This is a genomic window from Pseudomonas sp. C8002, assembly GCF_013385765.1.
Taxonomy (GTDB): domain Bacteria; phylum Pseudomonadota; class Gammaproteobacteria; order Pseudomonadales; family Pseudomonadaceae; genus Aquipseudomonas.
In genome coordinates, this window is the sequence record NZ_JACAPJ010000005.1 from 145,597 (window position 1) to 169,278 (window position 23,682).

General features: G+C 63.4%; 17 protein-coding genes. 8 read left to right on the forward strand and 9 right to left on the reverse strand.

The window, feature by feature from the left end; all coding sequences use genetic code 11:
* Positions 1-127: 127 nt before the first annotated feature.
* Both HX814_RS07300 and HX814_RS07305 read left to right on the forward strand, forming a co-directional pair.
* A complete protein-coding gene (locus HX814_RS07300) occupies positions 128-709 on the forward strand; it encodes a LemA family protein (protein ID WP_003213535.1) in 582 nt (193 codons plus the stop codon).
* The gene (locus HX814_RS07305) at positions 706-1,872 is read left to right on the forward strand and encodes a hypothetical protein (RefSeq protein WP_177009023.1); all 1,167 of its coding nucleotides are present in this window, start codon (positions 706-708) and stop codon (positions 1,870-1,872) included. Before HX814_RS07300 ends, HX814_RS07305 begins: the two co-directional genes overlap by 4 nt.
* Here the strand turns inward: HX814_RS07305 and pbpC are convergent, their stop codons facing one another.
* From pbpC to HX814_RS07320, 3 genes are all read right to left on the reverse strand, one after another.
* Positions 1,873-4,170, reverse strand: coding sequence for a penicillin-binding protein 1C (gene pbpC / locus HX814_RS07310; RefSeq protein ID WP_177009024.1), 2,298 nt, complete (start codon positions 4,168-4,170; stop codon positions 1,873-1,875).
* On the reverse strand, positions 4,151-9,994 hold the full coding sequence (locus tag HX814_RS07315) for an alpha-2-macroglobulin (RefSeq protein WP_177009025.1): 5,844 nt from the start codon (positions 9,992-9,994) through the stop codon (positions 4,151-4,153). Before HX814_RS07315 ends, pbpC begins: the two co-directional genes overlap by 20 nt.
* A gap of 79 nt (positions 9,995-10,073) precedes the next feature.
* Complete coding sequence (locus HX814_RS07320; protein ID WP_177009026.1) at positions 10,074-10,703, reverse strand: LysE family translocator; 630 nt, start codon at positions 10,701-10,703, stop codon at positions 10,074-10,076.
* A 145-nt stretch (positions 10,704-10,848) separates the two neighbouring features.
* On the opposite strand from HX814_RS07320, the gene HX814_RS07325 reads away from it, so the two are divergent.
* Positions 10,849-11,322, forward strand: a complete 474-nt coding sequence (locus HX814_RS07325; RefSeq protein ID WP_032899927.1) for an Lrp/AsnC family transcriptional regulator — start codon at positions 10,849-10,851, stop codon at positions 11,320-11,322.
* A 254-nt stretch (positions 11,323-11,576) separates the two neighbouring features.
* On the opposite strand, the gene HX814_RS07330 is transcribed toward HX814_RS07325, so the two are convergent.
* From HX814_RS07330 to HX814_RS07355, 6 genes are read right to left on the reverse strand one after another with little or no spacing between them, the layout of a single operon-like run.
* Positions 11,577-12,509 carry a phosphatidate cytidylyltransferase gene (locus HX814_RS07330; protein WP_063033761.1) on the reverse strand — a complete coding sequence of 311 codons (933 nt, stop codon included), beginning with the start codon at positions 12,507-12,509 and terminating at the stop codon, positions 11,577-11,579.
* A 1-nt stretch (position 12,510) separates the two neighbouring features.
* A complete protein-coding gene (locus HX814_RS07335) occupies positions 12,511-13,131 on the reverse strand; it encodes a 1-acyl-sn-glycerol-3-phosphate acyltransferase (RefSeq protein WP_003213522.1) in 621 nt (206 codons plus the stop codon).
* Positions 13,132-13,140: 9 nt separating this feature from the next.
* Positions 13,141-13,584: a hypothetical protein gene (locus tag HX814_RS07340; RefSeq protein ID WP_003213520.1), complete on the reverse strand. Its 444-nt coding sequence runs from the start codon at positions 13,582-13,584 to the stop codon at positions 13,141-13,143.
* A complete protein-coding gene (locus HX814_RS07345; RefSeq protein ID WP_177009027.1) occupies positions 13,574-14,872 on the reverse strand; it encodes a phosphatase PAP2/dual specificity phosphatase family protein in 1,299 nt (432 codons plus the stop codon). The genes HX814_RS07340 and HX814_RS07345 overlap by 11 nt, the downstream gene beginning before the upstream one ends.
* Before the next feature lie 3 nt (positions 14,873-14,875).
* Positions 14,876-16,630 carry a bifunctional alpha/beta hydrolase/class I SAM-dependent methyltransferase gene (locus HX814_RS07350; RefSeq protein ID WP_177009028.1) on the reverse strand — a complete coding sequence of 585 codons (1,755 nt, stop codon included), beginning with the start codon at positions 16,628-16,630 and terminating at the stop codon, positions 14,876-14,878.
* 10 nt (positions 16,631-16,640) lie between these two features.
* Positions 16,641-17,264: a CDP-alcohol phosphatidyltransferase family protein gene (locus HX814_RS07355; RefSeq protein ID WP_102370198.1), complete on the reverse strand. Its 624-nt coding sequence runs from the start codon at positions 17,262-17,264 to the stop codon at positions 16,641-16,643.
* A 184-nt stretch (positions 17,265-17,448) separates the two neighbouring features.
* Between HX814_RS07355 and hflK (HX814_RS07360) the strand changes: the two genes are divergently transcribed.
* The 5 genes from hflK (HX814_RS07360) (at position 17,449) to HX814_RS07380 (ending at position 23,670) form a co-directional block, all read left to right on the forward strand.
* Positions 17,449-19,380, forward strand: a complete 1,932-nt coding sequence (hflK, locus tag HX814_RS07360; protein ID WP_177009029.1) for a protease modulator HflK — start codon at positions 17,449-17,451, stop codon at positions 19,378-19,380.
* Between the two features lie 9 nt (positions 19,381-19,389).
* Entirely contained in the window at positions 19,390-20,388 is a 999-nt protein-coding gene (gene hflC / locus HX814_RS07365; RefSeq protein WP_177009123.1) for a protease modulator HflC, read from the forward strand.
* The gene (hflK, locus tag HX814_RS07370) at positions 20,385-21,419 is read left to right on the forward strand and encodes a protease modulator HflK (protein ID WP_003213508.1); all 1,035 of its coding nucleotides are present in this window, start codon (positions 20,385-20,387) and stop codon (positions 21,417-21,419) included. The genes hflC and hflK (HX814_RS07370) overlap by 4 nt, the downstream gene beginning before the upstream one ends.
* Positions 21,416-23,311, forward strand: a complete 1,896-nt coding sequence (locus tag HX814_RS07375; protein WP_177009030.1) for a cation-translocating P-type ATPase — start codon at positions 21,416-21,418, stop codon at positions 23,309-23,311. Before hflK (HX814_RS07370) ends, HX814_RS07375 begins: the two co-directional genes overlap by 4 nt.
* A 107-nt stretch (positions 23,312-23,418) precedes the next feature.
* Positions 23,419-23,670: a hypothetical protein gene (locus HX814_RS07380; RefSeq protein WP_003213503.1), complete on the forward strand. Its 252-nt coding sequence runs from the start codon at positions 23,419-23,421 to the stop codon at positions 23,668-23,670.
* Positions 23,671-23,682 lie beyond the last annotated feature (12 nt).

The window sequence follows — 23,682 nt, forward strand, 5'->3', positions numbered from 1 at the left end:
GGGGTTTTGCTTTTTCAGGCTACCGGATATCGGGTCTTGCCGTTTCTGTGGACTAATTCCGGGAGTATTCCCCTGCTTTACCCCTAGAATGCGCCCTGTGGATAACTAGCCAGGGAATGCCGCCGCCATGAACATCGAACTGCTGATCGCCGGTATCGTCGTGCTGATCATTGTCGTCGGCCTGGTCGGCTGGCTGGTGGGGGTCTACAACGGCCTGGTGATGCGCCGCAACGATGTGGATAAAGCCTTCGCCAACATCGACGTGCTGCTCAAGCAGCGGGCAGACCAGATTCCCGACCTGATGCGCGTGGTGCAAACCGCCATGAACCATGAGAACGCGCTGTTCACCCGCCTCAGCGACGCCCGCACCGCGTACCTCAACGCCAGCAGCCTGACCGATAAAGTCGATGCCTCCAACCAGCTCAATACGGCGCTCAAGTCGGTGATTGCAGTGGCCGAGAATTATCCGACGCTGATCTCCGGCCCCAACATGGTCGAGTTGCAGCAGGCGATCTCGGCGGTGGAGGAACGCATCGCCGACCGTCGCGAGTTCTTCAATGAGTCGGTCAACCTCTACAACATCGCCATCGCGATTTTTCCTGATCTGTTCTTCGCCAAGATGCTCGGTTATCAGCGCATTCCGCTGCTGGCCATCAGCGCCGAAGAAACCCGCTACGACGGCGTGAAGCTTGAGGTGCCGGGGGCATGAAAACCACCCAGGCAGGGGTTGTCACAAAAAAACCAGCGTGGAAAACCCTGGTGGCACTGGTCTTTCTCGCCGGCTTTATTGGCCTGATGGTCTACGCCCCGACGATCCTGGTGGCGCTGTTTTTTCCTGTGTGCATCCTGATCGGACTGCTGGCCAGCTTCGGCCCCAATTTCTATCGCACCGAACAGCGCCTGGCCACCAGCCAGATACGCTCATTGGCCATGGGGCTGGTGGAGGTGAACGGCAAGGTGATCGTCGACACGCCCCTGATCTCCCCGGTCCACGGCAAGCCTTGCGCGGGTTACGTGTGGGTCATCGAAGAAGGCACCAAAGACAAGGATGGCGATTGGAGCTGGAGCCAGGTCTCGGCCGAGGCTCGCTGCAATGACTTCCGCCTGCAGGACGCCACCGGTGAAGTGACAGTGATTGCCGAGGGTATCGACCTGTTCGGCAAGAAGCGCCCTGACGACCATGAATGGATCAGCAGCTCCCGCCGCCAGGGCGAACTGCTCCTCACCCAGGATATGCAGGTGATGCTGATTGGCGACGCCTGCGAGCGTGCGGGCAAGACGGTGATTGCCCAGGGCCGGCAACCTGACGCGGTGTTCGGCCTGGCCGAGACCAAGGAGGTGGAAAACCGCCGTGTGCTGGCGCCGCTGTGGCGCGCCGGTGGTTTCTACGCGGTGGTGGTGGGTTTGATCGGCGTCGGCATCATGGCCATGACGCCGGAACATTTTGCCCAACTGCATTTGCCGGGCCCTGCCACCTACCAGCAAATGGCAGAGCTGAATCCCGCCTATCGGTTTCTGGCCTGGTTGTACCGTGACAACGGCTTCGTGATTCCTTTCATGGCCGCGTTTGGCTTCTTGCTGACGATGTTTGTGGTGTTGCTCGCGCTGCGGCTCTTGCTGCCCAAGGGCATGCGCCTGGCGGTAGGCCGCGTGCTGGGCGCCTGGATGGGCCTGGGCATGGTGATTGGCGGCGTAGTGACCTTGCTGCTGGTGGTGGCCCAGGTGGACACCATGAAGGTGTTCCTGGTGTGGATGATGATTCTGCTGGGCACCCTGGTGTTTTCGATCTTTGAGCAACGCAAGCTGGGGGTGGCGTACAAGCATTTCGCAAAAGATGCCGGCACTGCCGGTTTAGGCGACGAAGACGCCTGATCAGGGTACAAACTCAACCTTCAAGCCTCGGCTGGCGCTGCGGCCCTGATCGTCAGTCACCCGCAACCGGTACTCCCCCGACTTACCCGGCCGCCAGTTCAGCGTGGTTTGCGGCGGGCCCTGGCCGATCAGGGTCTGGTCGGCGAACCAATACAGCGTCAGTGCATCACTGGCCGCGTTGGCGTTCAGCGGGATGCTTTCCTGGGGCTGGGACAGGCGCAGGTGGTAGCTGACCTGGGTCAGCGGCGAGCGAATCTGTGGCGCTTCGCTTTGATCGCCGACACGGTTGGGTTGGCAGCTTTTCTGCACATTGGGCGGCGTACGCCGGGGCAGTCCGGCGGCGCGGAACAGCCGCTGCACATCACTGGGCCAGAATTCGAAGATTTCTTCACGGGTGTACTGCGGGTCGAACGGCGGGCACGCGGCCTTGCCGGTGCGGGTGTCGATCAGCACCGGGCGGTGCAGGTTGGACACCCGAATCGGTGACACGCCGGGGATGTACCAGGTCTTGCGGGTACGTGGGCACCAACGGTTGGGCAAGTCACCAGAGGCCGCGCAGACGTCGATGCGGATCAGCCCGGCGGGCGGTTTGTCGGGTTTGATCACCACATTGGGCAAGGCCAGCGGCAGGGCGTCGGCGATACGGAAGAACAACGGTGCCGCAGTTTTCGCACCGATAAACTCAGGATTCGGACGGCCATCGAAGTTGCCCACCCACACCACCAGCACGTACGGGCCTACGAGGCCGGCGCTCCATGCATCATGAAAACCCCAGGACGTGCCGGTCTTCCAGGCCGTACGCCAGTGGCGCCCCGGCAGCCCGTCCGGGCGCGGGTTGCGCCGCAGCATGTCGCGCACCATAAACGCGGCCTGCGGCGTGAGTAGCTGGGCGCCAGTGGTTTGCGGCTGTTCCTGCAAATAGCGCAGCGGCCGCAAATGCCCGTCACCAGCCAGCATCACATACAGCCGCGCCAGCTCCTCGGGCGTCATCTCGCCGCCGCCCAAGGCCAGCGCCAAGCCGTAATGGCTTTCGCCGCGCAGGCCCTTGATCCCGGCCCGTTGCAGCAATCCGTAGAGTGACGGTGAGCGGGTTTGGCTGGCCAGCCACACCGCCGGAATATTGCGGCTGCGAATCAGCGCGTCACGGGCTGTCACCGGCCCGACAAAACTGCCGTCGAAATTTTCCGGCTGGAAGTAGCCGAAGTTACTCGGCATGTCCTTGAGGATGCTCATGGGGTGGATCACCCCTTGGTCCAGCGCCAGCCCATACAGGAATGGCTTGAGGGTGGAGCCCGGCGAGCGCCGCGACAACACGCCGTTGACCTGGCCGTGGATGCTTGTGGATAAGTAGTCTGCCGAGCCCACCAGGGCTTTTACGCTCTGGTCGCGGCTGTCGATCAGGATCGCCGTGGCGTTTTCCACACCGCTGCTGCGGCGCTCGGCGATGAAGCCGGTGATCAGCCGTTCCAGCAATTGTTGCAGCGCCAGGTTGAGGGTGCTGTTCAACTCATTGCCGGTTTGCGAGGCCAGCAACTGTTCGCTCAGGTGCGGCGCGAGAAACGGGATCTGCTGGCGGTTGCGGGCTTCCAGCGGCAGGTCCAGCAAACTGTCGTTACGCGGGTCCTGTGGATAAGTTTCCCGCCAGTCGGCCATCAGCCGTTGCCGGGCGGTTTGCAGGGAAGGCCCAAAGCGCGCCCGACGACCCGGTTGCTGGGGAATCACGGCCAGCGCGAGGGCTTCAGACAAGGACAACTGCGCCGCTGACTTGCCAAAATAGATCCGGCTGGCCGCTTCGGCACCTTCGATATTGCCGCCCATGGGCGCCAGGTTGAGGTAGGCCTCAAGGATGTCGTGCTTGCTGTAACGCGCCTCCAGCCACAACGCCAGGGCCATCTGCTGCAGCTTGCCGGGCACTTGGCGAGTATTGAGATCCCACAAGCGCCTGGCCAGTTGCATGCTCAGGGTCGAACCGCCCTGACGCTGGCCGCCGCTATAGGTGGCCATGGCCGCCCGCAATAACGCCGGGGGATTGATCCCCGGGTGCCAGTAGAAATTGCGGTCTTCCTTGAGCAGCAACGCCTCCACCAGTGACGGAGAAATCCGTTCCAGGGGAAGCCACAGGCGATATTGCCCGTCAGCCGCCAGGGTCATGCGCAGCAGCGAACCGTCATCGGCCAGCACCACCCGTGAGGAGGTGGCTGCCTGTTCCAGCGGCGCGTGGGGCCACAACCGTAGCCCCGCCAGAATCAACGCCGCTGCCAGCAGCGGCGTCAGGCTTTTAAGGCTTGGTAATTTCAAGCTGGCCTACTTTGCCGCGTCCTTGCAGGGTGGTTTCGTACATGCCCTCGGCGTAGGCCGGTGGCGTATTGAAGGTACCGGCGTTGGTGGCGCGCACGCGGTACACGAAGGTGCCTACATCCCGCAGCGCGGTGCCGTACAACACCACTCGGTCATCACGCACGTCGACGTAGTCCGGTTGCCAGTTGCTCAAGTCGGTCTCGCCAATCGGCGCCTGCCAGGCGTCGGCTTCTTCGGTGTCTTCGCCGGTTTCAACGTACTCCGAATCGTCGCCTTCGCTTTCCTCGGTGCTGGCCGCTTCCGGCTCCGGCGGCAAGTTATACACAGGCTCGACGCCGCCCGGCAGCAGGTCGACCACCGCCACTTGTTGCACCTGATCACGGTCGGTGGCGCGCAAGCGCAGGCGCACCAGGAACTCATCGCCTACCGCGACCTTGCTGACTGGATTGCCTTTGAGGTCGAGGTATTCGTGGATGATTTCCAGGCCGCTGTTGATCGGCTTGAGGTTGGCGCCCTTGTCATAGCCCGCTTCGCTCAGCATGTAGAACGCCGCCGGGCCGTCGGATTTTTCCATCTGCAGTTTTTGCGTACCGGCAGGCACCGCCGCACGTGGCGGCTGGCCGGCCATCTGCAACAACTGTTGCTGCTTGTCGCTGAGCCATGCGGTGGCCTTGAGGGTCATGTCGCTTTGGGCGCGCTGGCCGTAATTGTCCAGGGCCCGCAGCAACAGTGCCGCCGACAGCGAGTTGTAGCGTTGCTCGTTGAGACGCTTGCCGAGTTTATCCAGCAGGCTTGTCGGCACATCGTCGAGCATTTCCGGGAAGTGCCGTGCGAGCAAATGCAGGTGCTCGGCGTCGTGCACCAGCGGGTCGTAATACAGGCCGTCGCTGTTCCATTTATCCGACAGGGAAAGCCACGGCACCTTGCGGAACAAGGTATCGGCCTGACGATCCTGCTTGAGCAGCTTGTAGCTGGCGGCCAGGTACGCCGCGCCAATGTCGTTCTGCCAGGTGTCCTTGAAGTAGCTTTCGTAGCGCTCGCGGATATCGCTCAAGGCGCCGCTCACCAGAATCCCCTGACGGCTCAGGAGGTAACTGGCATAGGCGCGGTTGCGCAATTCCGACAGGCCTTCGCTCGGGCCGTTGGCCAGGTCGGTGAGGTACGCGTTGGAACGTTGCAGCAGGTCTTCCGGCACCGGCAGCCCGCGCTCCCTGGCTTCGATCAGGAAGTCGGTGGCGTACAGGCTGGCATACGGCGCCACATCCGGGTTGGCCGCCCACAAGCCGAAACCGCCGGCCTGGTTCTGCCGTTGACGCAGCATGCGCACCGCACCGCTGAAGGCTTGCTCGGCCTCCGGCGCGTTACCACCCCAGATCAACGCCGGCATGGCCTTGGACACCAATTGCTCGGTGCAGGCGTAGCCATAGTCATCCAGGTAATGCTTGAGGCCGTTGGCCCATACCAGCGGCGAAGCGGCGACGCCCAACTGCACATCGCGCAACTGGCTGAACAGCTCGCGGGTCGGTTTCAGCTCTTTGCTGGCGCTGTCGAAACGGCCCAGGCTCAGGGCCACCCGATGCTCGCTCAAGGGTCGGATCGAAGTGGTTTCCGCTACCTGGATACGCTTGCCATCCGGCAGCACCGCGACGAAGCGCAAGTCTGCCGAGCCGAGGGTTTCGCCTACCTTGATCTTGAACTCGGCGACACCCTCCTTGCGCGGTTGCAGGGCCAGGGTGCTGGCCTTGTCGCCTTGCACCTGCAGGCCATCGCTGGTCTGCACTTCAAACTTCACGTCCGCCGCCGCGTCCAGGTTGCTGAACACCCCGGCGCTGACGCTGAACACATCCCCCGGTGCGACAAAGGCCGGCACGTTCGGCGTGATCACCAGCGGCCCGCGCACTTCGGTGTTGGCCTCGCTGACGCCCACGCTGTCGCTGTCCACGGCCACCGCAAACAGATGCAGCTTGCCATTGAAGCTGTCCGGAACCTGGTAGTGCAGCACGGTTTCACCGGCCGGCAAGTCCACCAGGCCAGACCACCAGGCCACAGGCGGCTGATGTTTACGCTTGAACGGGTTGAGGTGGTTGGCCAGGGCGCCTTCCGTATCGCCACCCGGCGCTGCCCCACTGAGCAGGCGGCTGAATTCCGGCAGGATCAGGTCAAGGATCTGACTGGTGCCGACCTCCAGTGCACGCTTCTGGAAGAAGAAGCCCAACGGGTCCGGCGTCTGGTAGCGCGCCACTTGCAGGATGCCTTCGTCCACCGCGTAGACCACTGCGCGGCCAGGGCGGTCGGCGTTGACCTTGATGTCCAGGGTCTGCCCCGGTTCGATCTTCGCCGGGCCTTCGACTTTCAGCGCCATGCGCCGCGCGTCGAGGTTGATGCTGAACGGCACCACGCCGTAGGACAGCGGGCTCATGTAGACCTCGGACGAACCAATGTCCCGTACGAACTGCACGTTGACGTAGGCATTGCCCTCAAGCCCCGCAGGAACGCGGATGTGTTGCACACTGTTGGTGCTGTCGGCCTTGAACCACTGCTGGGTGTAGACCTTGTCCCGCTCGATGGTGATCAACCCGGCGCCGGTGTAAGGCGCGCGAATGCTGATGGCGATCTCATCACCGGTGGCGTAGCTGCGTTTATCCAGGCGCAGTTGCAGTTCGGCGTTGCGCTCCAGGGAGCGCGAGGTGTTGCCCCGGCCGGCGACGCTGTAGTCGATCTGGTTCAGCAGGTTGCCGTTGGCGTCCTTGAGTTGCAGGGTGAAATCGCCCGGGGTGCCGGTGTTCAGGGTTTGCTTGGCGCCGTCCTTGGTCATCACCAGCGGCGAGGCCGGCTGGCTGATGTTCTTGATGCGCGACTCGTATTTGTAGGTGCCGTTGGATTGCTTCACCAGCACCGAGACGTAGCGGTGCTCGACCACTTCACTGGTCAGGCCGTCGACTGCGACTGGCGTAAGGTCTGGCGCCACGGCCAGCCATTGCACTTCACGCGGGGCGTCCTTGGCGACGAAAGACAGCGAATCCTTGCTCTTCACACCCACCAGGTACGGCGCCGCCGACACTAGCAATGCGCTTTGTGCGGCGACGTTGCGACCGCCTTCGGCTTCGTACACCTGGGTCATCACTTGCAGGCGATAGGTGCTGTTGGCGAAGCGTTGCAGGTTCAGGTCCAGCACCGCCTGGCCATTGTCGTCGACGGTGGTTTCGGCCAGGTCTTCGGAGCTGGCTTCTTCCAGCGAGTCATTCAGGCGGAAGCGGTAATCCGGGTAGCGATCAAAGGCCGCGAGCGTGGGGCTCAGGGACATTTTCGCCGTGACGCGACGACCCGCCGCCGGAGCGCCGAACAAGTGCATCGCGGTGACCTTGGCCACCACCTGGTCCGGCGGGATCCAGCCCAGCACCGGTGTATCGTGCAGGCTCAGGCTGACTTTCATCCGGTCCGGTTCAAAGTCGCGGACCTTGAAGCTGACGCTGCCCAGGTCGGTACGACGCTGCTTCTCACCGATCAGTTGCAGGGTCGCGGTGTAATCGCCGGATGGCGCTACTTCGCTGCTTGGGAAATCGAAGGTTTCAAAACCGCTGGCCGACAGTTTCAACGGCTGGCGAATCACCTCAAGGCCACGGGGGTCGGTGATCTGCAACTCAACCGGCAGGCCTTGCAGGGCGCCTTTCCAGTCGCCGCTGCGCACGATCATGCCCAGGTGCGCGGTCTCGCCGGGCCGGTACAGGCCGCGATCGGTAAACAGGTAGGCGCTGAGGCGATTGATCGCACCGTCCTCTTCCAGGCCGCCTACATCAAAGCGTGACAAATCCAGCTGTTGCGACTGACGGGCAATCGGCAGGAAGGATTGGTCATTGCCGCGACTGACCACATACATCAACGGCGTTTTCTCACGGCGCAGTTCATCCAGCTTGGCGAAGTGCGCGTGACCTTCGGCGTCGGTATGGCCGCTGGCGACCGGCAAACCGTTGCGGCCGATGATATCGACCTGGGCGTCGGACACCGGCGAGCCGTTGCCGATGGACTGCACGTACACATCGTGGCTGCCATCGCTGGAGCGCTTGGCGATGATGCCCAAGTCGGTGACCACGATGAAACGCAGGTCGCTGGTGGTGTTGCGCGAGTAGTCGAAGGTGCGATCGGCCGGGTCGTCCTGCGGGCTCAGCTTGAGCACAAAAATCCCCCGGCGGCCGCCGTTGGCCGTGAGGTAGTTGCTCAGGTCGACGTTGTCGTAGACGGTTTTCGACGGGTCGCCAGCCGACAGCGGAATGTCCAGGCTCTGACGCTCCACCATCCGGTCGAAGTAGTCATTGGCAAAATTCGGTCGGGCAAAGCTGCCGCTGCTCTGGTCCACCAGGTGTTGCAACTGGTTGGGCAGCAGGCGCGCGATTTCCACATGGGCGCCGGGTACGCCACGGGCCATGAAGCCCAGGCGTTTTTCGCCGGTGAGGCTGAGCAGGGCGCCGTCGGACAGGAACTGCAGCGTGCGTGGATAAGCCGGCATGCTCACGAGAGAGGCTGTCGGATTTTTCGCCAGGTAGCCGCCGATGGCTTCCAGGTTGGCCGGCACCCGCACATACAGGGCGCGGCCCGGCGGGGCCTTGAACTTGAAGGCGTGCAGGGTATTCAGCGGTTCGACGCTCGGCACGTGGGTCAGCTTGACCTTGGTGCTGCTGGCCAGCAGTTTGTCGTCGATGTCTTGCAGGTTCCAGGGGCGGGTATCGTCCTCGGCTTTTTCCGGCAGCATCCAGGCCTGCACCTTGTTGGCGATGGTCTCGTCGGCCACGGCGCTGGAACTGCTGAACATCAACACCGGCTCGGGTTCGCCGCGCTCGTTGTCGACAAAGCTGACTTCGGCGCCGGTAAAGGTCAGGCGATAGCGGCCGGGCACGGTGACTTCGGCCACCAGCGGTGCCGAGCTGGGATTGCCGCCATCACGGGCCTTGAGGCCTTCATCGAGCTTGGCGCTGACCGGGGTGCTTTCCAGTGGGGTGGCCAGGGCGGCAGAGCGCACAAAGGCGTTGAGCTTGTGTTCGTCGAAGGTGATTTCCGGGCGATTGGGCAGTTGCGCATCGCGGTAGGCCAAGCCTTTGCCGAGGGTGACCGAGGCACGTTTGCGTACGCTGTCTTCGTCTACCGGGTGGGAAAAGTGGAAGGTCGCTACCAGCTGTTTCTGCGTCGGGTTGCTCGGGTCCTGGTACAGCTCGTTTTGCGTCAAGGTGGCGCGGAACGGCTGGGTGGAGAATTGGCTGGTGTATTGGCTGAGCAGTACGCCGTCGGCCAACAGGGTTTTCTTGGCCAGGTCGATGGTGTAGTGGGCGTCGACGGGCCAGTCTTTTTCCGGGGTGAACACCAGGCTGCGGTCATCCGCCCAGCGCCAGGCGCCGGCGATGGCAGGCTTGAGGGTGATGCCTTCGGTGACCGGCTTGCCGATGGCCGCCAGCGGGGCCACGGATTCGGCGAAGCGTACCTGCAAGTTATCCACAACCGGTTGCGGCTGGGTGTAATCCGTCAGGTTGGGCTTGTGCAGCGAATAACCCACGGTGTGGGGCTGTGGCAGGTGGGAATACCAGTGCCAGCCGTAAAAGCCCGCGGCCAGCACGAGTACCAGGGCCAGCGCGCCGCCCGCAGCCTGGCGCGGATAAGCCCGGGCCTTGTGGCCGACGTTGACCAGGCCGTTGCCTGTGGCTTGCAGCCAGCGCGGCGGCTGCCACTGGCCGAACAGGCTGCGCGCCAGCCATCGAACGGCGCTGAACAGAACACTCACCACTGAGATCAAGGCCCCGAAAAAACGGCGGCTGGTCGCTTTTAACGAATCAAACATGGTGAGCATCCCTGGCAATGTGTCGCGTATCTTACACGTCTCTTTGATACAAAAGATGACGGCAAATGCGCCGCAAAGCTCAGGCTTGCTGTACGAAGGTGAGGCGTATCGCAAAACCGATCAAAAGGCTGCCAAACAGCCATTGCTGAAGGCGCTGGGCGGACGGGCTGCGTTCCAGCCAGCGGCCGATTCTTGCGCCGGCCAATCCATAGCAACTGTCGAATCCCAGGCCGACCGCCACCAGAATCGCCCCCAACAGCGCAAACTGCGCAGTCACCGATGCGCCATGTGGATCAATGAATTGCGGCAGCAGCACGGAGCAGAACAGCAGCGCCTTGGGGTTGAGCAGGTTGGTCAGCAAACCCCGCTGGAAGGCTTCGCGCCAGGCATGCGCCGGCGCCGTGCTGTGCTCGGCGTTCAGGTTGGGCAGCAGGTTTGAGCGCAGGCACTGCACGCCGATCCACAGCAGATACGCCGCACCGCCCAGGCGCACCACATCGAAGGTCCAGGGTGCGACCTTGAACAGGGTCGCCAGGCCCATCCCCGCCAGCGCCACGTGGCAGGCTCGCGCCAGGCCCAAGCCGCCTGCGGTTGCCAGTGCCATCGCCTTGCCCTGGCGGGCGCCGGTTTGCAGCAGCAGGATCATGTCCGGGCCGGGCAGCAGGTACACCACTGCCAACGCGACTAAAAACAACCAGAGTTCTGCCATGTGCCTGCCCCTTGCGGTAGGTGATTCGTAGGGCAATTTTAGGGGTGAAGGCCGGGGCAGGTGCTTGCGTAGTCAGCCGGAAAAGCGTCTAGTCTTGGCACAATCTGCCACTTTTTTCGGGCGAAACATTTCACTTATGCCAAATCTGAAGCTGGACGCATTTGACCGCAAGATTCTTGAAGCCCTGCAACGGGATGGCCGGCTGAGCAACGTGCAACTGGCGGACGAGATCGGCCTGTCGGCCTCGCCCTGCTTGCGGCGTGTGCGGCTGCTGGAAGAGGCCGGGGTGATTCGTGGTTATCAGGCAAGCCTGGACCGGGATGAAGTCGGGTTGGGGCTGACGGTGTTTGTCGGGGTGAAAGTGGAGCGGCATAACGACGAACAGGCGGAGGCGTTTCGGTTGGCGGTGACGGCGCTGCCCCAGGTGATTTCGGCGTTTCTGGTGTCGGGGGAGTCGGATTTTCTGCTGCAAGTGGTGGTGCCGGACTTGCGCGGGTATGAACGGTTCCTGACCGGGAGCTTGTTGAAGTTGCCGGGGGTGAGTGATATCCGCAGCAACTTCGCGATTCAGACGGTGAAGACGCCCGGGGCATTGCCGCTGAGTCACCTTCCCGGCTAGATCGTTCCCACGCTCCGCGTGGGAATGCCGCCCTGGACGCTCCGCGTCCGCTTTAAAGTCGTGACGCGGAGCGTCACCGGATGCATTCCCACGCAGAGCGTGGGAACGATCAGATAAGGACGCTTGTTGTGGCGAGGGAGCTTGCTCCCGCTGGGCTGCGTAGCGGCCCCAAAATCTTGGGAGCGCTGCGCACTCCAGCGGGAGCAAGCTCCCTCGCCACTGGGGTTGTGTGGATTTGGGGAGGGAGGTGGTCGTCAGGTCCACCAGTAGCGCACGAGATGAAAGAAGATCGGCGCGGCAAAACACACTGAATCCAGCCGATCCAGCATCCCGCCGTGCCCTTCGATCATGTGCCCCCAATCCTTCACGCCGCGGTCGCGCTTGATCGCTGACATCACGATCCCGCCAGCAAACCCCAGCAGGTTGATCAACAGCGCAATCAGGAACGACTGCCAGGGATTGAACGGCGTGGTCCACCACAGCGCCGCGCCGATCAGGGATGACAGCAGAATCCCGCCGACAAACCCTTCCACGGTTTTAGACGGCGACAAGTTGGGCGCGATCTTGTGTTTGCCGAACAGCTTCCCGCACACGTACTGCAACACGTCCGACAGTTGCACCACGATCACCAGGTAGGCAATCAGCAGCAGGTTGCGGCCTTCGTAGCCGACGATATCCAGGGTCAGCAGCGCCGGCACGAAGGACACACAGAACACCGCGATCATCAGCCCCCATTGCACTTTCGATGCCCGTTCCAGGAAGTGCGTGCTGTCGCCGCCCAATGACGCGAGGATCGGCAACAGCAGGAACACGTACACCGGGATGAAGATCGAGAACAGCCCGTACCAGTCGAAGTAGATCAGCAGGTATTGCAGTGGCAGCGCCAGGTAGAAGGCCGCCACCAGCGCCGGGTAATCGCTTCGCCGGGTCGGCGTGAGTGTGAGGAATTCCCGCAGCGCATAGAACGACACGGCGTAAAACAGCAGGATCACCGCGCCGGTGCCGAGCCAGAACGCCACGCCGATCACCACCACCATCACCCACCACGCATTGATGCGGGCGTTGAGGTTGTCGATCACCGCGTTGGGTGTGCCACGGGTGCGCAGTTTGAGGATCAGGCCGATCAGCGAGGCGAGCACGAGGATCGCGCCGATCCCGCCGAACAACATCAGGGTTTGGCTATCCATCTCAGGAATGCTCCGGGGCAAGGGCGAGCAAGGCGTCGCGGGTGCGGGCGAGGAACAGCGCCTTGTCTTCGCCGTCCTCCAGTTGCAGCGGTGCGCCGAAGCTGGTGGTGCACAGCAAGGGCAGCGGCAGCACACGGCCCTTGGGCATGACCCGGTTGAGGTTGGCGATCCACACCGGGATCAATTCGGCTTGTGGATAACTCTTGGCCAGGTGATACAGCCCGCTTTTGAACGGCAACAGGCCGTCTTCCAGGTTGCGCGTGCCCTCGGGAAAGATGATCAGCGAGTCGCCGTTTTCCAAGGCCTGAAGCATCGGCGCCAGAGGGTTATCCACAGGGTCCTTGCGCTCGCGGTCGATCAGCACGCCGTTGAACACCCGGTTGATGATGTAGCGGCGCAGGGCGCTGGTGTTCCAGTAGTCGCTGCCGGCCACCGGGCGGGTGAATTTACGCAGGTTCTGCGGCAACGAGGCCCACAGCAGCACGAAATCGCCGTGGCTGCTGTGGTTGGCGTAGTAGATGCGTTGCACCGGCACCGGCGCGCAGCCAAGCCACAGGCTGCGGGCGCCGGTGACGGTGCGGGCCATGGAGGTAATCAGGGTGGCGACCACGGGTTCGAACATGGGGATTCCTTATCCGGCGAAGGGCAGCCAGGGGCTGGCCAGGATGACGGCCACGGTCAGCAGCACTTGCGCCGCCAGCAGGTAGGCTTGCTTGCGCAACAGTTTCAGGGCGCCGCGACGGCGCTCGGTCCAGGGGCGGCCTGCGCGTTTGGCGGATTGCAGGCCAAGGGTTTGCATGGCCTGGTCGAAGTCGGGCGTGCGGTCGGTGTCGCGGGCGAGCAAGGCGAACAGGTCGGCGTCGAAGGCCACCCGCAGCGCCCAATATTTTTCCAGCAGCCCGAGCACAATCATCCACAGGCTGAGGATCAGGCAGACCGGCGTGATGCTGGCCATCAGCAGTTGAGCGAGGCCGAACAGTACGCCGAGCAAGGTCAGGCCTGTGGATAACTGATCCAGGGAACGGCCCCGCCGCAGCAGGCTGGCGACGACCTGTAATTCCATATCAGCGGGCATGGGCTAAACCCTCCAGGGCTTCACGGTGAGCGGAATGCAGGACCACACGTGGGCGTGCTGTACGAATAATAGCCACCGCCTCGTCGACATTGCCTGCGCGCCCGGTATGCAGCAGCCATGCAGCCACGGCGGTGGCGCTGCGTGAGTAACCGAGGGCGCAGCACACCAGCAAAGGTCCGGCTGAGCGTAGCCGCTCTATCGCTTGGGCGGCTTCCACGCATTGCGCTGCAGTGGGCGCCGTCAGGTCGAGCACTGGCAGGCTGTAGTAGGCGCGACCCTGTGGATTAATCGGCAATTCGGCGCACAGATCGACCACCGCCTTGAATGATCCCAGCTCACCGCTGGTGGGAATTCGCCCCAGCCAAACGTTATCCACAACCTGATCGGGCTGTGGATGTCTACGTGTCCACAGGCGGGAATTGATCCAGGCGGCCACCAGATAAGGCGCCAACAACCAGCGCGCCGCCGGAGTGAGTCGTCCGTCGGCGCGTTTCTGAAATCCTGCAACGCCCAGTACCAGGTAATTCGCCTTCATCAAGCCAAGGGATACCGCCGGCCAAAGCAGCCACAACCAGCCGCCGCCAAGGGAAAACGCCAGGATCAAACACACCAGCGATCCGAAGCCATAGCGCAGCCCCAGGCGCCAACGCTGGCGGTCCCTGGTCAGCTGGGCATTCAGCAGCGGGCTCGGATGTTCCAGCGGCCACAGCCACACGCACATCCAGCCGGCGAGGGCGCCTGTGGGTAAGTCAATAAAGTGATGTTGATAAGTGGTCAGCACCGAAAGGCCGATCAACGCGAACCAGCCCTGCACCAGCCAGCGCCACAGGCCCCGGCTATGCCGCTGGTACATTATCCACAGCACCACCAGCAGCGCGATGTGCAACGACGGCGCCTGGTTGAACGGCTTGTCGAACCCGGCTAGTACCGCAAACAGCCAGCCAAACACGCCGTCCAGCTCCGGTCTTTCGAAGGTGAAACGCAAGGGCCAGATCAGGAAGCAGGTGACGGCAATCACTTGGGCCGTCAGCAGGCGCAAGGCATGTTGTTTCAGTTCATGGCGGGTGCTTGGCAGTAGCAGGGAGAAACCGTAGAGCAGGTCGATCGACCAGTAGGGCACGATGGTCCAGGCCCAGAACGGGATATGGGTTTCCCAGCCGAACACCATCGTGCCCACGTCGCTGCGCTGGCTGGTGACCCACGTGGCAAAGCCGTAGGTGCTGAAAAACAGCGGCGCCAACAGCAGCAGCCACAGCACCGCCGGTTTCAACAGGCCCGGTTCACGCATGGGTCAGGCTCGCTGTGCCAGGGACACGCTGAAAATCCCCCACTCATCCACACGCTGGGTGATCTTGCGGAAACCGGCGGCTGCCACCAGTTGATCCATTTCCGCCTGGCTGCGCCGGCGCATTACCCAGAACTGGCCCTGGCGGTGGCTGGTGAGGGCGCGGGCGATCAGTTCCAGTTGCGGATGCCACGGTTGGCCGGTGTACACCAGATAACCACCGGGCTCCACGGCTTCGGCCAAGCCCGCGAGCGAGCCACCGACCATCGCGTTATCCGCGAACAGTTCATATAGCCCGGACACCACCGCCAGCGTCGGCTTGGGCTGCAGCGCCGCAAGGTCCGCCCGGTCAAACGCATCGCCTTTGACGAACTGGGCGATATCCCCCAGCCCTTTTTCACGAATCAGCGCGCCACCGTCGCGCACGTTGATATCGCTGTAGTCCCGCAGCAGGATCGATTCCGGCAACGGCGAAACGCCCTGCAAGGCTTCCAGAATGTACCGACCATGCCCGGCGGCGATGTCGACGATGCGCACTTCCCGCTGCTCGTCCCGCAGCTTGGCCATCGCCAGGCGCAGCAGCTCTTCCACGTTCAACTTGCGCTGACGAATACCGCGCCAGCCGATGGAGTTCAGGTAGTTGGTGTCGATCATCCGCCCCAGCCCGCCTTTGCCGGTGGGTTTGTTGCGGTATACGTAGTCCAGGGTGCTGCCGGAGTCGAAGCCGGTGTCGAAACCGAGCTTCACGCCATCCGACAGTTTGCTGCCCAGGCCCATGCTGGCGCGGGTCATGCGCCAGTACAGGTCGCGCAGGGAGTTGCGTGGCAACGGCGCGGCGAGGGACTCGGATTCGGCGCAGGTCAGGCCAATCCTGTCGGCATCCAGCAAGGAGGCGCGGTCCAGCGGGTGTTCGAAGTTCTGCAGGATAAAGCGCCGGGCGCTGCTCAAGGCCACGGCGCGGTCACGTTCACCGAGGGTGTCGTGGAAGAAGCCGGGGAGGATGTGCAGCTCTTTCTTCAAGCTGCCGAGGCGGTCGAAAAACTGCTGCTGGGGTTTGCGGTGCACCACAAAGTCCGAGCCGGAGATCAGCAGTTGGGTCGGTACCTGAATTGCCTGGGCATCGGCTACAACCCTGTCGGCCGCTTCGTACAGGCCCAACAGCACATTCACCGAGATGGCTTTGGTGATCAGCGGATCACTGTCGTAGGACGCCACGCGCTCCGGGTCATGGCTCAGGAACTTGGCCTTGACGTAGCTGTTGACGAAAAAGTTGCCGCGAAACTTGCGCATCAACGCCAGGCCCGGCCGGGCGAAGGGCACGTAGAGCTTGACCTTGAATGCGGGGGAGGCGAGTACCAGCGAGCGAATCTTCGGCGCGTAGTCGTGCACCCAAGTGGCCGCGATCACCGCGCCGACGCTTTGGGCGATCACCGCGAGGTTTTCTTCCTCAATGTTGTAGGTGGCGCCGATATGGTCAACGAAGGTCTGCACATCCCGCGCGCTGGTGGCGAAGCTCGGGCTGTCGCCGCGCGCGCCGGGGGATTGGCCGTGGCCACGGGCGTCCCAGGCGAAGAAGTCGAACTCCGGCAGGTTCAACTCGTCCACCAGGTGGGCGATACGACCGGAATGCTCGTGGCCGCGATGGAACAGCAAGATCGCCTTGCGCGGCGCAAAGCCCGCGGGTGCGGTGGCGGGCCAATGACGGTAGAAAAGCTCCACCCCGTCATGGGTGCTGAAGGTGTGCTCTTGCTGTTCACGCATCGCAAAATCCTTATGCAGAAGGGGAGGTGTTCGTTTCTTCTTTCAAGCCTTGGCGCACGCGGTTGACCAGGGTGTAGGCCAGCAACGCCGCGACCAGCCACATCACCGCATCGACCCAACCGGCACCCAGCCAGCCCAGCGCTACGCCGGTGGCCAGCACCCCGAGCACAAATGCCCGATCGCTCTTGCCCATCGGGCCGTCGTAGCGCCGGGAAGCCCCGACCATCGGCCCGAGCACGCCGGCGTATTCGCTGAACACCGCCAGCAGCGTCACCAGCAACACCGGCGCCAGGCTGACCTCGGGGATCAGCGCAAACGGCAGGATCAGTGCGCTGTCGGCGATCACGTCGCACAGTTCATTGAGGTAGGCGCCGAGTCGCGATTGCTGGCCGAATTCCCGGGCGAGCATGCCGTCGATGGCATTGAGGGCCATGCGCAGGATCATCCACAGCGGGATCAGCGCAAACAGCCACACATGTTGTGCGAAGCCGGCAATCAGCAATCCCACCAGCAGGGAAACCACCCCGGCCAGCACGGTGATCTGGTTGGCGGTGGTGCCGTTGTCGTAGAGGCGCTGCACCAGCGGGCGCAGCAGGTTCTGAAAACGCGGTTTAAGCTGATAGATCGAAATCATGGGGAGTGACGCTTCCTTGTCCGTAAGCCCGCGAAAAACTCTGGGGAGTGTGCCGATTTATCACCGCTGAAACCAGTGATGGCTCGTGTTTCTGGGGCTTTCGTCACTATCTGTGTGAAACCAAACAAAAATTTCACGCTTCGGGTTATAGAGTAACTAATTGTTTCTGGGTGGGCGTTTGGGGATGCGAGTGGATCTAGACGCTGATGACGTGGCCATCGAAGGGCTGCCGCGTTTTCAGCAGGGGTTGTTTCATGCCCGCCGGTTAAGGCAGGCCGGCATTGGCCTGACGGTGCTGGCGGTCGGCGGCTGGATGCTGGCGCTGTTTGTGGCGCTGTTCGCCCCGCTGTCGATCTGGCCGGTGGTGCTGATCAACTGCGCCTCGGCGTTGCTGGTGCTGGTGGCTGGCTTGCAATCGGCGTGGTGGGTCGCGGATTGGCGGGCCATGGCGCTGGAGGAGCCGGCTGCACGGCTGATCGAACCGCCGCTGCCACAAGAAGAACCTGGCTGGCTAAACCGGCAGTTCGGTCGCGTCGGTAACGGCTTGCTGGTGCAGATTGGCGCACCGGTGTTCTGGCTGTGCGGCTGGTCGTTGCTGGCATTCTTCAGCGTTCTGGAATTCTGGAGCCTGACCTTGCCCGCCGCGGCGCTGGGCCAGGCTGCCAGTGTGGGCGCCGCCATTGCCTTGGCACTGGCGTTCGGCTTGCTGGTGTTTGAACGGCGCATGGCCCAGGAAAGCACCGCCCAATGGCCGGAAGCGGTGCAACTGGCGCAACTGAGCCGGGTGGCGATTATCTGCCTGGTGATCAGTGCGATTTGTCTGCTGTTTGCCGGTGAAGAGTCCGTGTGGCCCTTGCGCCTGGCCGTGTTGGTCGGCCTGTTGCCGGCCCTGGTGGCGCTGGAGTTTCTGCTAAGAGGCCTGCTGTCGCTGTTCAGCCCGCGCCAGGAGCGGCTTGAACCGCGCCTGATGGCGCAAAGTTTTATCGCCGGGATGCTGCGCTGGCCGCCGCAACCGTTGCTCGCCTTGCAGCACGAACTGCACAACCGTTTCGGCATCGACCTGCGGCAGATCTGGGCCTTCACCTATATGCGCCGGGCATTCCTGCCAGTGCTGGTGGTGGTGCTGGCCGTAGGCTGGTTGCTGACCGGCGTGCATGAAGTCGCCCTGCAAAGCCGTGGGATCTATGAACGCTTTGGCAAGCCGGTGGAGGTCTTCGGGCCTGGCCTGCATGCCGGTTTGCCGTGGCCGCTGGGTCGCGTACTGAACGTGGAAAACGGCGTGGTCCATGAGCTGGCCACCAGCGTTGGCGAAGCGGCAAACACCGACGTCGCTCCGGCCGAGGGCCCGGCGCCGCTGATCGCCAACCGCCTGTGGGACGCCAGCCATGTGAATGACAAATCCCAGGTGATCGCCAGCAGCAGCGGCGACAAGCAGAGCTTCCAGATCGTCAATATGGACGTGCGCTTTGTGTACCGCATCGGCTTGACCGACCAGGCCGCACTCGCCGCCACCTATAACAGCGCCGATGTGCCCACGCTGATCCGCAGCACCGCCAGCCGCATCCTCGTCCACGAGTTTGCCTCGCGAACCCTTGATGAATTGCTGGGTGAGGAACGCAACAGCCTCGCCGATGAAATTGGCCAGGCGGTGCAAGCGGACCTGAAGACACTCGACAGCGGCGTGGAAATTCTCGCCACCGTGGTGGAAGCCATTCACCCGCCCTCCGGTGCGGCGAATGCCTACCACGCGGTGCAAGCTGCGCAGATCGGCGCCCAGGCGCTGATTTCCCGGGAGCGCGGCGCTGCCAGTGAGCAGACCAACCAGGCGTTGCTGCAAGCCAGTACCGCCCGCGACCAGGCCCAGGCCACGGCCCATGAAGTCAGCGCCGGCGCCCAGGCAGCAGACCTGCGTTTCAGCGCCGAACAAAAGGCCTATCAACAAGCCGGCCAGGCGTTCGTGCTGGAGCAGTACCTGAGCCAACTGAGCCAGGGCCTGGCCCACGCCAAGTTACTCATTCTTGATCATCGCCTGGGCGCCAGTGGCGCACCGACCATCGATCTGCGTTCCTTTACCTTACCGGCCGACCCTGCGGTGCCGCGTAAAGCCGTTCAATAAGGAGTTCATCTGTTGAGCGCTCATTCTCACGATCACGCAGGCCATGGTCACCACCACGGCCACCATCATCACCATCATGGCGATGAACACGAAGCCGGCCCGTTCCCCTGGCGGCGTATGAGCTGGGCGGTATTGCTCGTGCTGTTCGCGGTGGCCGCGGCGAGCCTGGTGCAGGTGCGTTCCGGTGAAGCCACGGTGATTACTCGCTTCGGCAACCCGTCGCGGGTATTGCTGGAGCCGGGCCTGGGCTGGCGCTGGCCGGCGCCGTTCGAGGCGGCGATTCCGGTGGACCTGCGCCTGCGCACCACCTCCAGCGGTTTGCAGGATGTGGGCACCCGCGATGGCCTGCGGATCATCGTGCAAGCCTACGTGGCCTGGCAGGTGCAGGGCGACCCCGACAACGTGCAGCGCTTTATGCGTGCGGTGCAGAACCAGCCGGATGAAGCGGCGCGGCAGATTCGCACCTTTGTCGGCTCGGCGCTGGAAACCACCGCCGCCAGTTTCGACCTGGCCAACCTGGTGAACACCGATGCCAGCCAGGTGCGCATTGCCGATTTTGAAGCGCAGTTGCGCCAGCAGATTGATCAACAATTGCTCACCACCTATGGCGTGCGTGTGGTGCAGGTGGGTGTCGAACGGCTGACCTTGCCCTCGGTGACCCTCGCCGCCACCGTCGACCGCATGCGCGCCGAGCGCGAGACCATCGCCACGGAACGAACCGCCGTGGGCAAGCGTGAAGCGGCGCAGATCCGTTCGGCCGCCGAGCGTGATGCGCGGATCGTCCAGGCCGACGCCACGGTGAAAGCCGCCGACATCGAAGCGCAATCCCGGGTCGAAGCCGCGCAGATTTATGGCCGTGCCTACGCCGGCAATCCGCAGCTGTATAACCTGCTGCGTTCCCTCGACACCCTTGGCACAGTGGTCACGCCGGGCACCAAGATCATCCTGCGAACCGATGCCGCGCCTTTCCGCGCGCTGGTGGATGGGCCGAAGGATGTCCAGCCATGAGTGAGCGGGAAAGCCTCGACAGCCCGTGGATCCAGGCTGGACGGCTGACGTTCCTGGCGCTGTATGCGGTGACGGTATTGGCCGCGCTGGCGTGGGCGTTTTCCAACGTGCGCCAGATCGACCCGCAGAACCGCGCCGTGGTGTTGCACTTCGGTGCGCTGGACCGGATCCAGAATGCCGGGCTGCTGCTGGCCTGGCCGCGTCCGTTCGAGCAAGTGGTGCTGTTGCCCGCCGCGGACCGGGTGATTGAGCGCCGGGTGGAAAACCTGCTGCGTTCCGATGCGGCCACCCAAGCCGATCGCGTGGCCAGTTTTGCCACGCCGCTGAGCGATGCCCTGGCCGGCTCCGGTTACCTGCTGACCGGCGATGCCGGCGTGGTGCAGCTGGATGTGCGGGTCTTCTACAAGGTCACCGAACCCTATGCGTTTGTGTTGCAGGGCGATCACGTGCTGCCGGCGCTGGATCGACTGGTCACTCGCAGCGCCGTGGTGCTGACTGCGGCGCGGGATCTGGACACGATTCTGGTGGCGCGCCCCGAGTTGATCGGCGCCGACAACCAGGCCGCCGAACGCCGCGAACGGCTGCGTGGCGACCTGGTGCGCGGCATCAATCAACGCCTGGCTGACCTGGCGTCCACCGGCCTTGGCCTGGGCATCGAAGTCACCCGGGTCGACGTGCAATCGAGCTTGCCGGGCCCGGCGGTCAATGCCTTCAACGCAGTGCTGACCGCCAGCCAGCAAGCCGACAAGGCGGTGGCCAATGCGCGCACCGACGCCGAAAAACTTACCCAGACCGCCAACCAGGACGCCGACCGCGCCGTGCAAGTGGCTCACGCCCAGGCCAGCGAACGGCTGTCCAACGCCCAGGCGCAAACCGCTACCGTCGCCAGCCTGGCCCAGGTCCAAGACCCCGGCCTGTTGCTGCGCCTGTACCGCGAACGCCTGCCGAAGATTCTCGGGCAGGCCGGCTCCGTGACCACGGTTGACCCTAAAGACGATTCCCGCCTGATCATTCAGGGAGCCGAACAATGACCGCCCACGCCGCCCCGATGCTCTCATCGGCCGAACAACGCAGCGCCGCCCGGCAACTGACCCTGGCGATGCTCGCCCTGGGCTTGCTCAGCCTGGGCCTGGTATGGCGCTGGCTGGCGCCGGACCAGACCGGCGTGAGCCAACTGCTGTTGGGCGTCGCCTCATTGCTGGTGGCCGTGCCCGTGATGCGCTCGGCCTGGTACAGCCTGCGGTATCCAAGTTTGCATGGCATAACCGACCAACTGATCGCCCTGGCCATGCTTGGCGCCTGGGCTACCGGTGACCTGCTGACCGCCGCGCTGCTGCCGATCATCATGATCTTCGGCCATGTGCTGGAAGAGCGCAGCGTCATCGGCTCCCAGGAAGCGATTCATGCCCTGGGCAAGCTGACCCGTAGCCACGCACGGTTGGTGCAGGCGGACGGGACGATCCTGGAAGTCGACAACGGCATCCTGAAGACCGGCGATATCGTCGAAGTGCGCGCCGGTGACCGCGTGCCCGCCGACGGCGTGGTGCTTTCGGGCCAGGCCAGCCTGGACACCGCGCCAATTACCGGTGAATCGGTGCCGCTGGAAGCGAGTATCGGCGTGCAGGTGTTTGGTGGCGCGATCAACCTCGACGGTTTGCTGCGCCTGGAAGTGACCCGCACCGGCAATGAGTCGACGCTGGGTAAAGTCATCGCCCTGATGCAGAGCGCCGAACGTTCCAAGCCGCCGATCACCCGATTGCTGGAGCGCTACGCCGGCAGCTACATGGTGCTGGTGTTGTTGCTGGCGGCGGTCACCTGGTTTGTCACCAATGACGCCCAGGCGATGCTCGCGGTGCTGGTGGCGGCGTGCCCGTGTGCTTTGGTGTTGTCGGCGCCGGCCACGGCGATTGCGGGCATTGCGGTGGCGGCGCGTCACGGCATTCTGATTCGCAGCTCGGCGTTTCTCGAAGAGCTGGCGGACCTGACGTCGCTGGTGGTCGACAAGACCGGCACCCTGACGTTTGGCACCCTGCGTTTGCAGTCCATCGACACCCGCGAGCCGGATCGGCAAGTGCTGCTCAACCTGGCGGCCAGCCTCGGCTCCGCCAGCAGCCACCCGGTCAGCCGGGCATTGGCGGGGCTGGCGACTCAGGAACAAATGCTGGTGCTGTCGGATATTCGCGAGCGGCAGGGCCTCGGTGTGGTCGCGCAGACCGGGCAGGGCGAAGCCGCCCTCGGCCGGCCGGAATTGTTTGAGCAACTGGGCATCACGACCACGGCGGTCCCCAATCACGATGGCCCGATTGCCGGGCTTGCGTTGAACGGGCAGTTCCTTGCCTGGCTGTTGCTGGCGGACAGCGTGAAACCTGAAGCGCGCCAGGCGATGAAAGAGCTGCGTGAATTGGGCCTGGGGCGCCAACTGCTGCTGACCGGCGACCGCCAGAGCGTGGCCGACAGCCTGGCGTTGGAAGTGGGCATCAGCGACGTCGAAGCCCAGGCGTTGCCGGAGGACAAACTCAATCGCGTGCTGGGGGAAATTGGCAGCGGCTTCCGGCCGATGGTGGTGGGCGACGGGATCAACGATTCCCTGGCGCTCAAGGCGGGTGTGGTCGGTGTGGCGATGGGCGCGGGCGGGGCGGATATCGCGCTGGCATCGGCGGACGTGGTGCTGATCGGCAGCGACCTGCGGCGCCTGGGCACCTGTGTGCGCTTGAGTCGCCAGTGCCGGCACACGTTGCAGGTTAACGTGATCATCGGTCTGGGCTGGACGCTGGCGATCGTGGTGTTCGCCGCATTTGGCTGGCTGGGCGCGGCGGGAGCGATGATTGCGGCGGTGCTGCACAACCTCAGTACGCTGCTGGTGCTGGGCAATGCGGGGCGTCTGTTGCGGTTCCAGGAGCCGCTATTGAAACTCGAAGAATAAATTTTTCAGTCGCGCTGTAACGCCATGGGGGGACCTCACTCTAGTGCTATGTCGAGACTGAACAATCCGTTCAGACCGGCTCCACTACCGATCATGAGGAATACACAATGAACATCAAATCCGCTGCTGCTGGTGCCGCCCTCGCTATCGCCGCTGCTGGCATGTTTGCCGGTGTTGCCACTCAGGTACAGGCAGCAGACGCCCAGGTCCATTGCTATGGCGTCAACGCCTGCAAAGGCCAGAACGACTGCAAAACCAAAGACCACGCCTGCAAAGGCATGGGTTCTTGCAAAGGCCAGGGCTTCCTGTCGATGAGCAAGGCGATGTGCGATCAGAAAGGCGGCAAAGTCGGCGAATAACCGACAACCGAG

What these genes read in the sequence shown, in the direction of transcription:
- HX814_RS07335 (WP_003213522.1), bottom strand. Translation starts at nt 13,131, where the DNA reads ATGTTCGAACCCGTGGTCGCCACCCTGATTACCTCCATGGCCCGCACC.
- hflK (WP_003213508.1), top strand. Translation starts at nt 20,385, where the DNA reads ATGAGTGAGCGGGAAAGCCTCGACAGCCCGTGGATCCAGGCTGGACGG.
- HX814_RS07315 (WP_177009025.1), bottom strand. Translation starts at nt 9,994, where the DNA reads ATGTTTGATTCGTTAAAAGCGACCAGCCGCCGTTTTTTCGGGGCCTTG.
- HX814_RS07320 (WP_177009026.1), bottom strand. Translation starts at nt 10,703, where the DNA reads ATGGCAGAACTCTGGTTGTTTTTAGTCGCGTTGGCAGTGGTGTACCTG.
- HX814_RS07350 (WP_177009028.1), bottom strand. Translation starts at nt 16,630, where the DNA reads ATGCGTGAACAGCAAGAGCACACCTTCAGCACCCATGACGGGGTGGAG.
- HX814_RS07375 (WP_177009030.1), top strand. Translation starts at nt 21,416, where the DNA reads ATGACCGCCCACGCCGCCCCGATGCTCTCATCGGCCGAACAACGCAGC.
- HX814_RS07330 (WP_063033761.1), bottom strand. Translation starts at nt 12,509, where the DNA reads ATGGATAGCCAAACCCTGATGTTGTTCGGCGGGATCGGCGCGATCCTC.
- HX814_RS07340 (WP_003213520.1), bottom strand. Translation starts at nt 13,584, where the DNA reads ATGCCCGCTGATATGGAATTACAGGTCGTCGCCAGCCTGCTGCGGCGG.
- HX814_RS07345 (WP_177009027.1), bottom strand. Translation starts at nt 14,872, where the DNA reads ATGCGTGAACCGGGCCTGTTGAAACCGGCGGTGCTGTGGCTGCTGCTG.
- HX814_RS07355 (WP_102370198.1), bottom strand. Translation starts at nt 17,264, where the DNA reads ATGATTTCGATCTATCAGCTTAAACCGCGTTTTCAGAACCTGCTGCGC.
- HX814_RS07305 (WP_177009023.1), top strand. Translation starts at nt 706, where the DNA reads ATGAAAACCACCCAGGCAGGGGTTGTCACAAAAAAACCAGCGTGGAAA.
- HX814_RS07300 (WP_003213535.1), top strand. Translation starts at nt 128, where the DNA reads ATGAACATCGAACTGCTGATCGCCGGTATCGTCGTGCTGATCATTGTC.
- hflK (WP_177009029.1), top strand. Translation starts at nt 17,449, where the DNA reads ATGCGAGTGGATCTAGACGCTGATGACGTGGCCATCGAAGGGCTGCCG.
- HX814_RS07380 (WP_003213503.1), top strand. Translation starts at nt 23,419, where the DNA reads ATGAACATCAAATCCGCTGCTGCTGGTGCCGCCCTCGCTATCGCCGCT.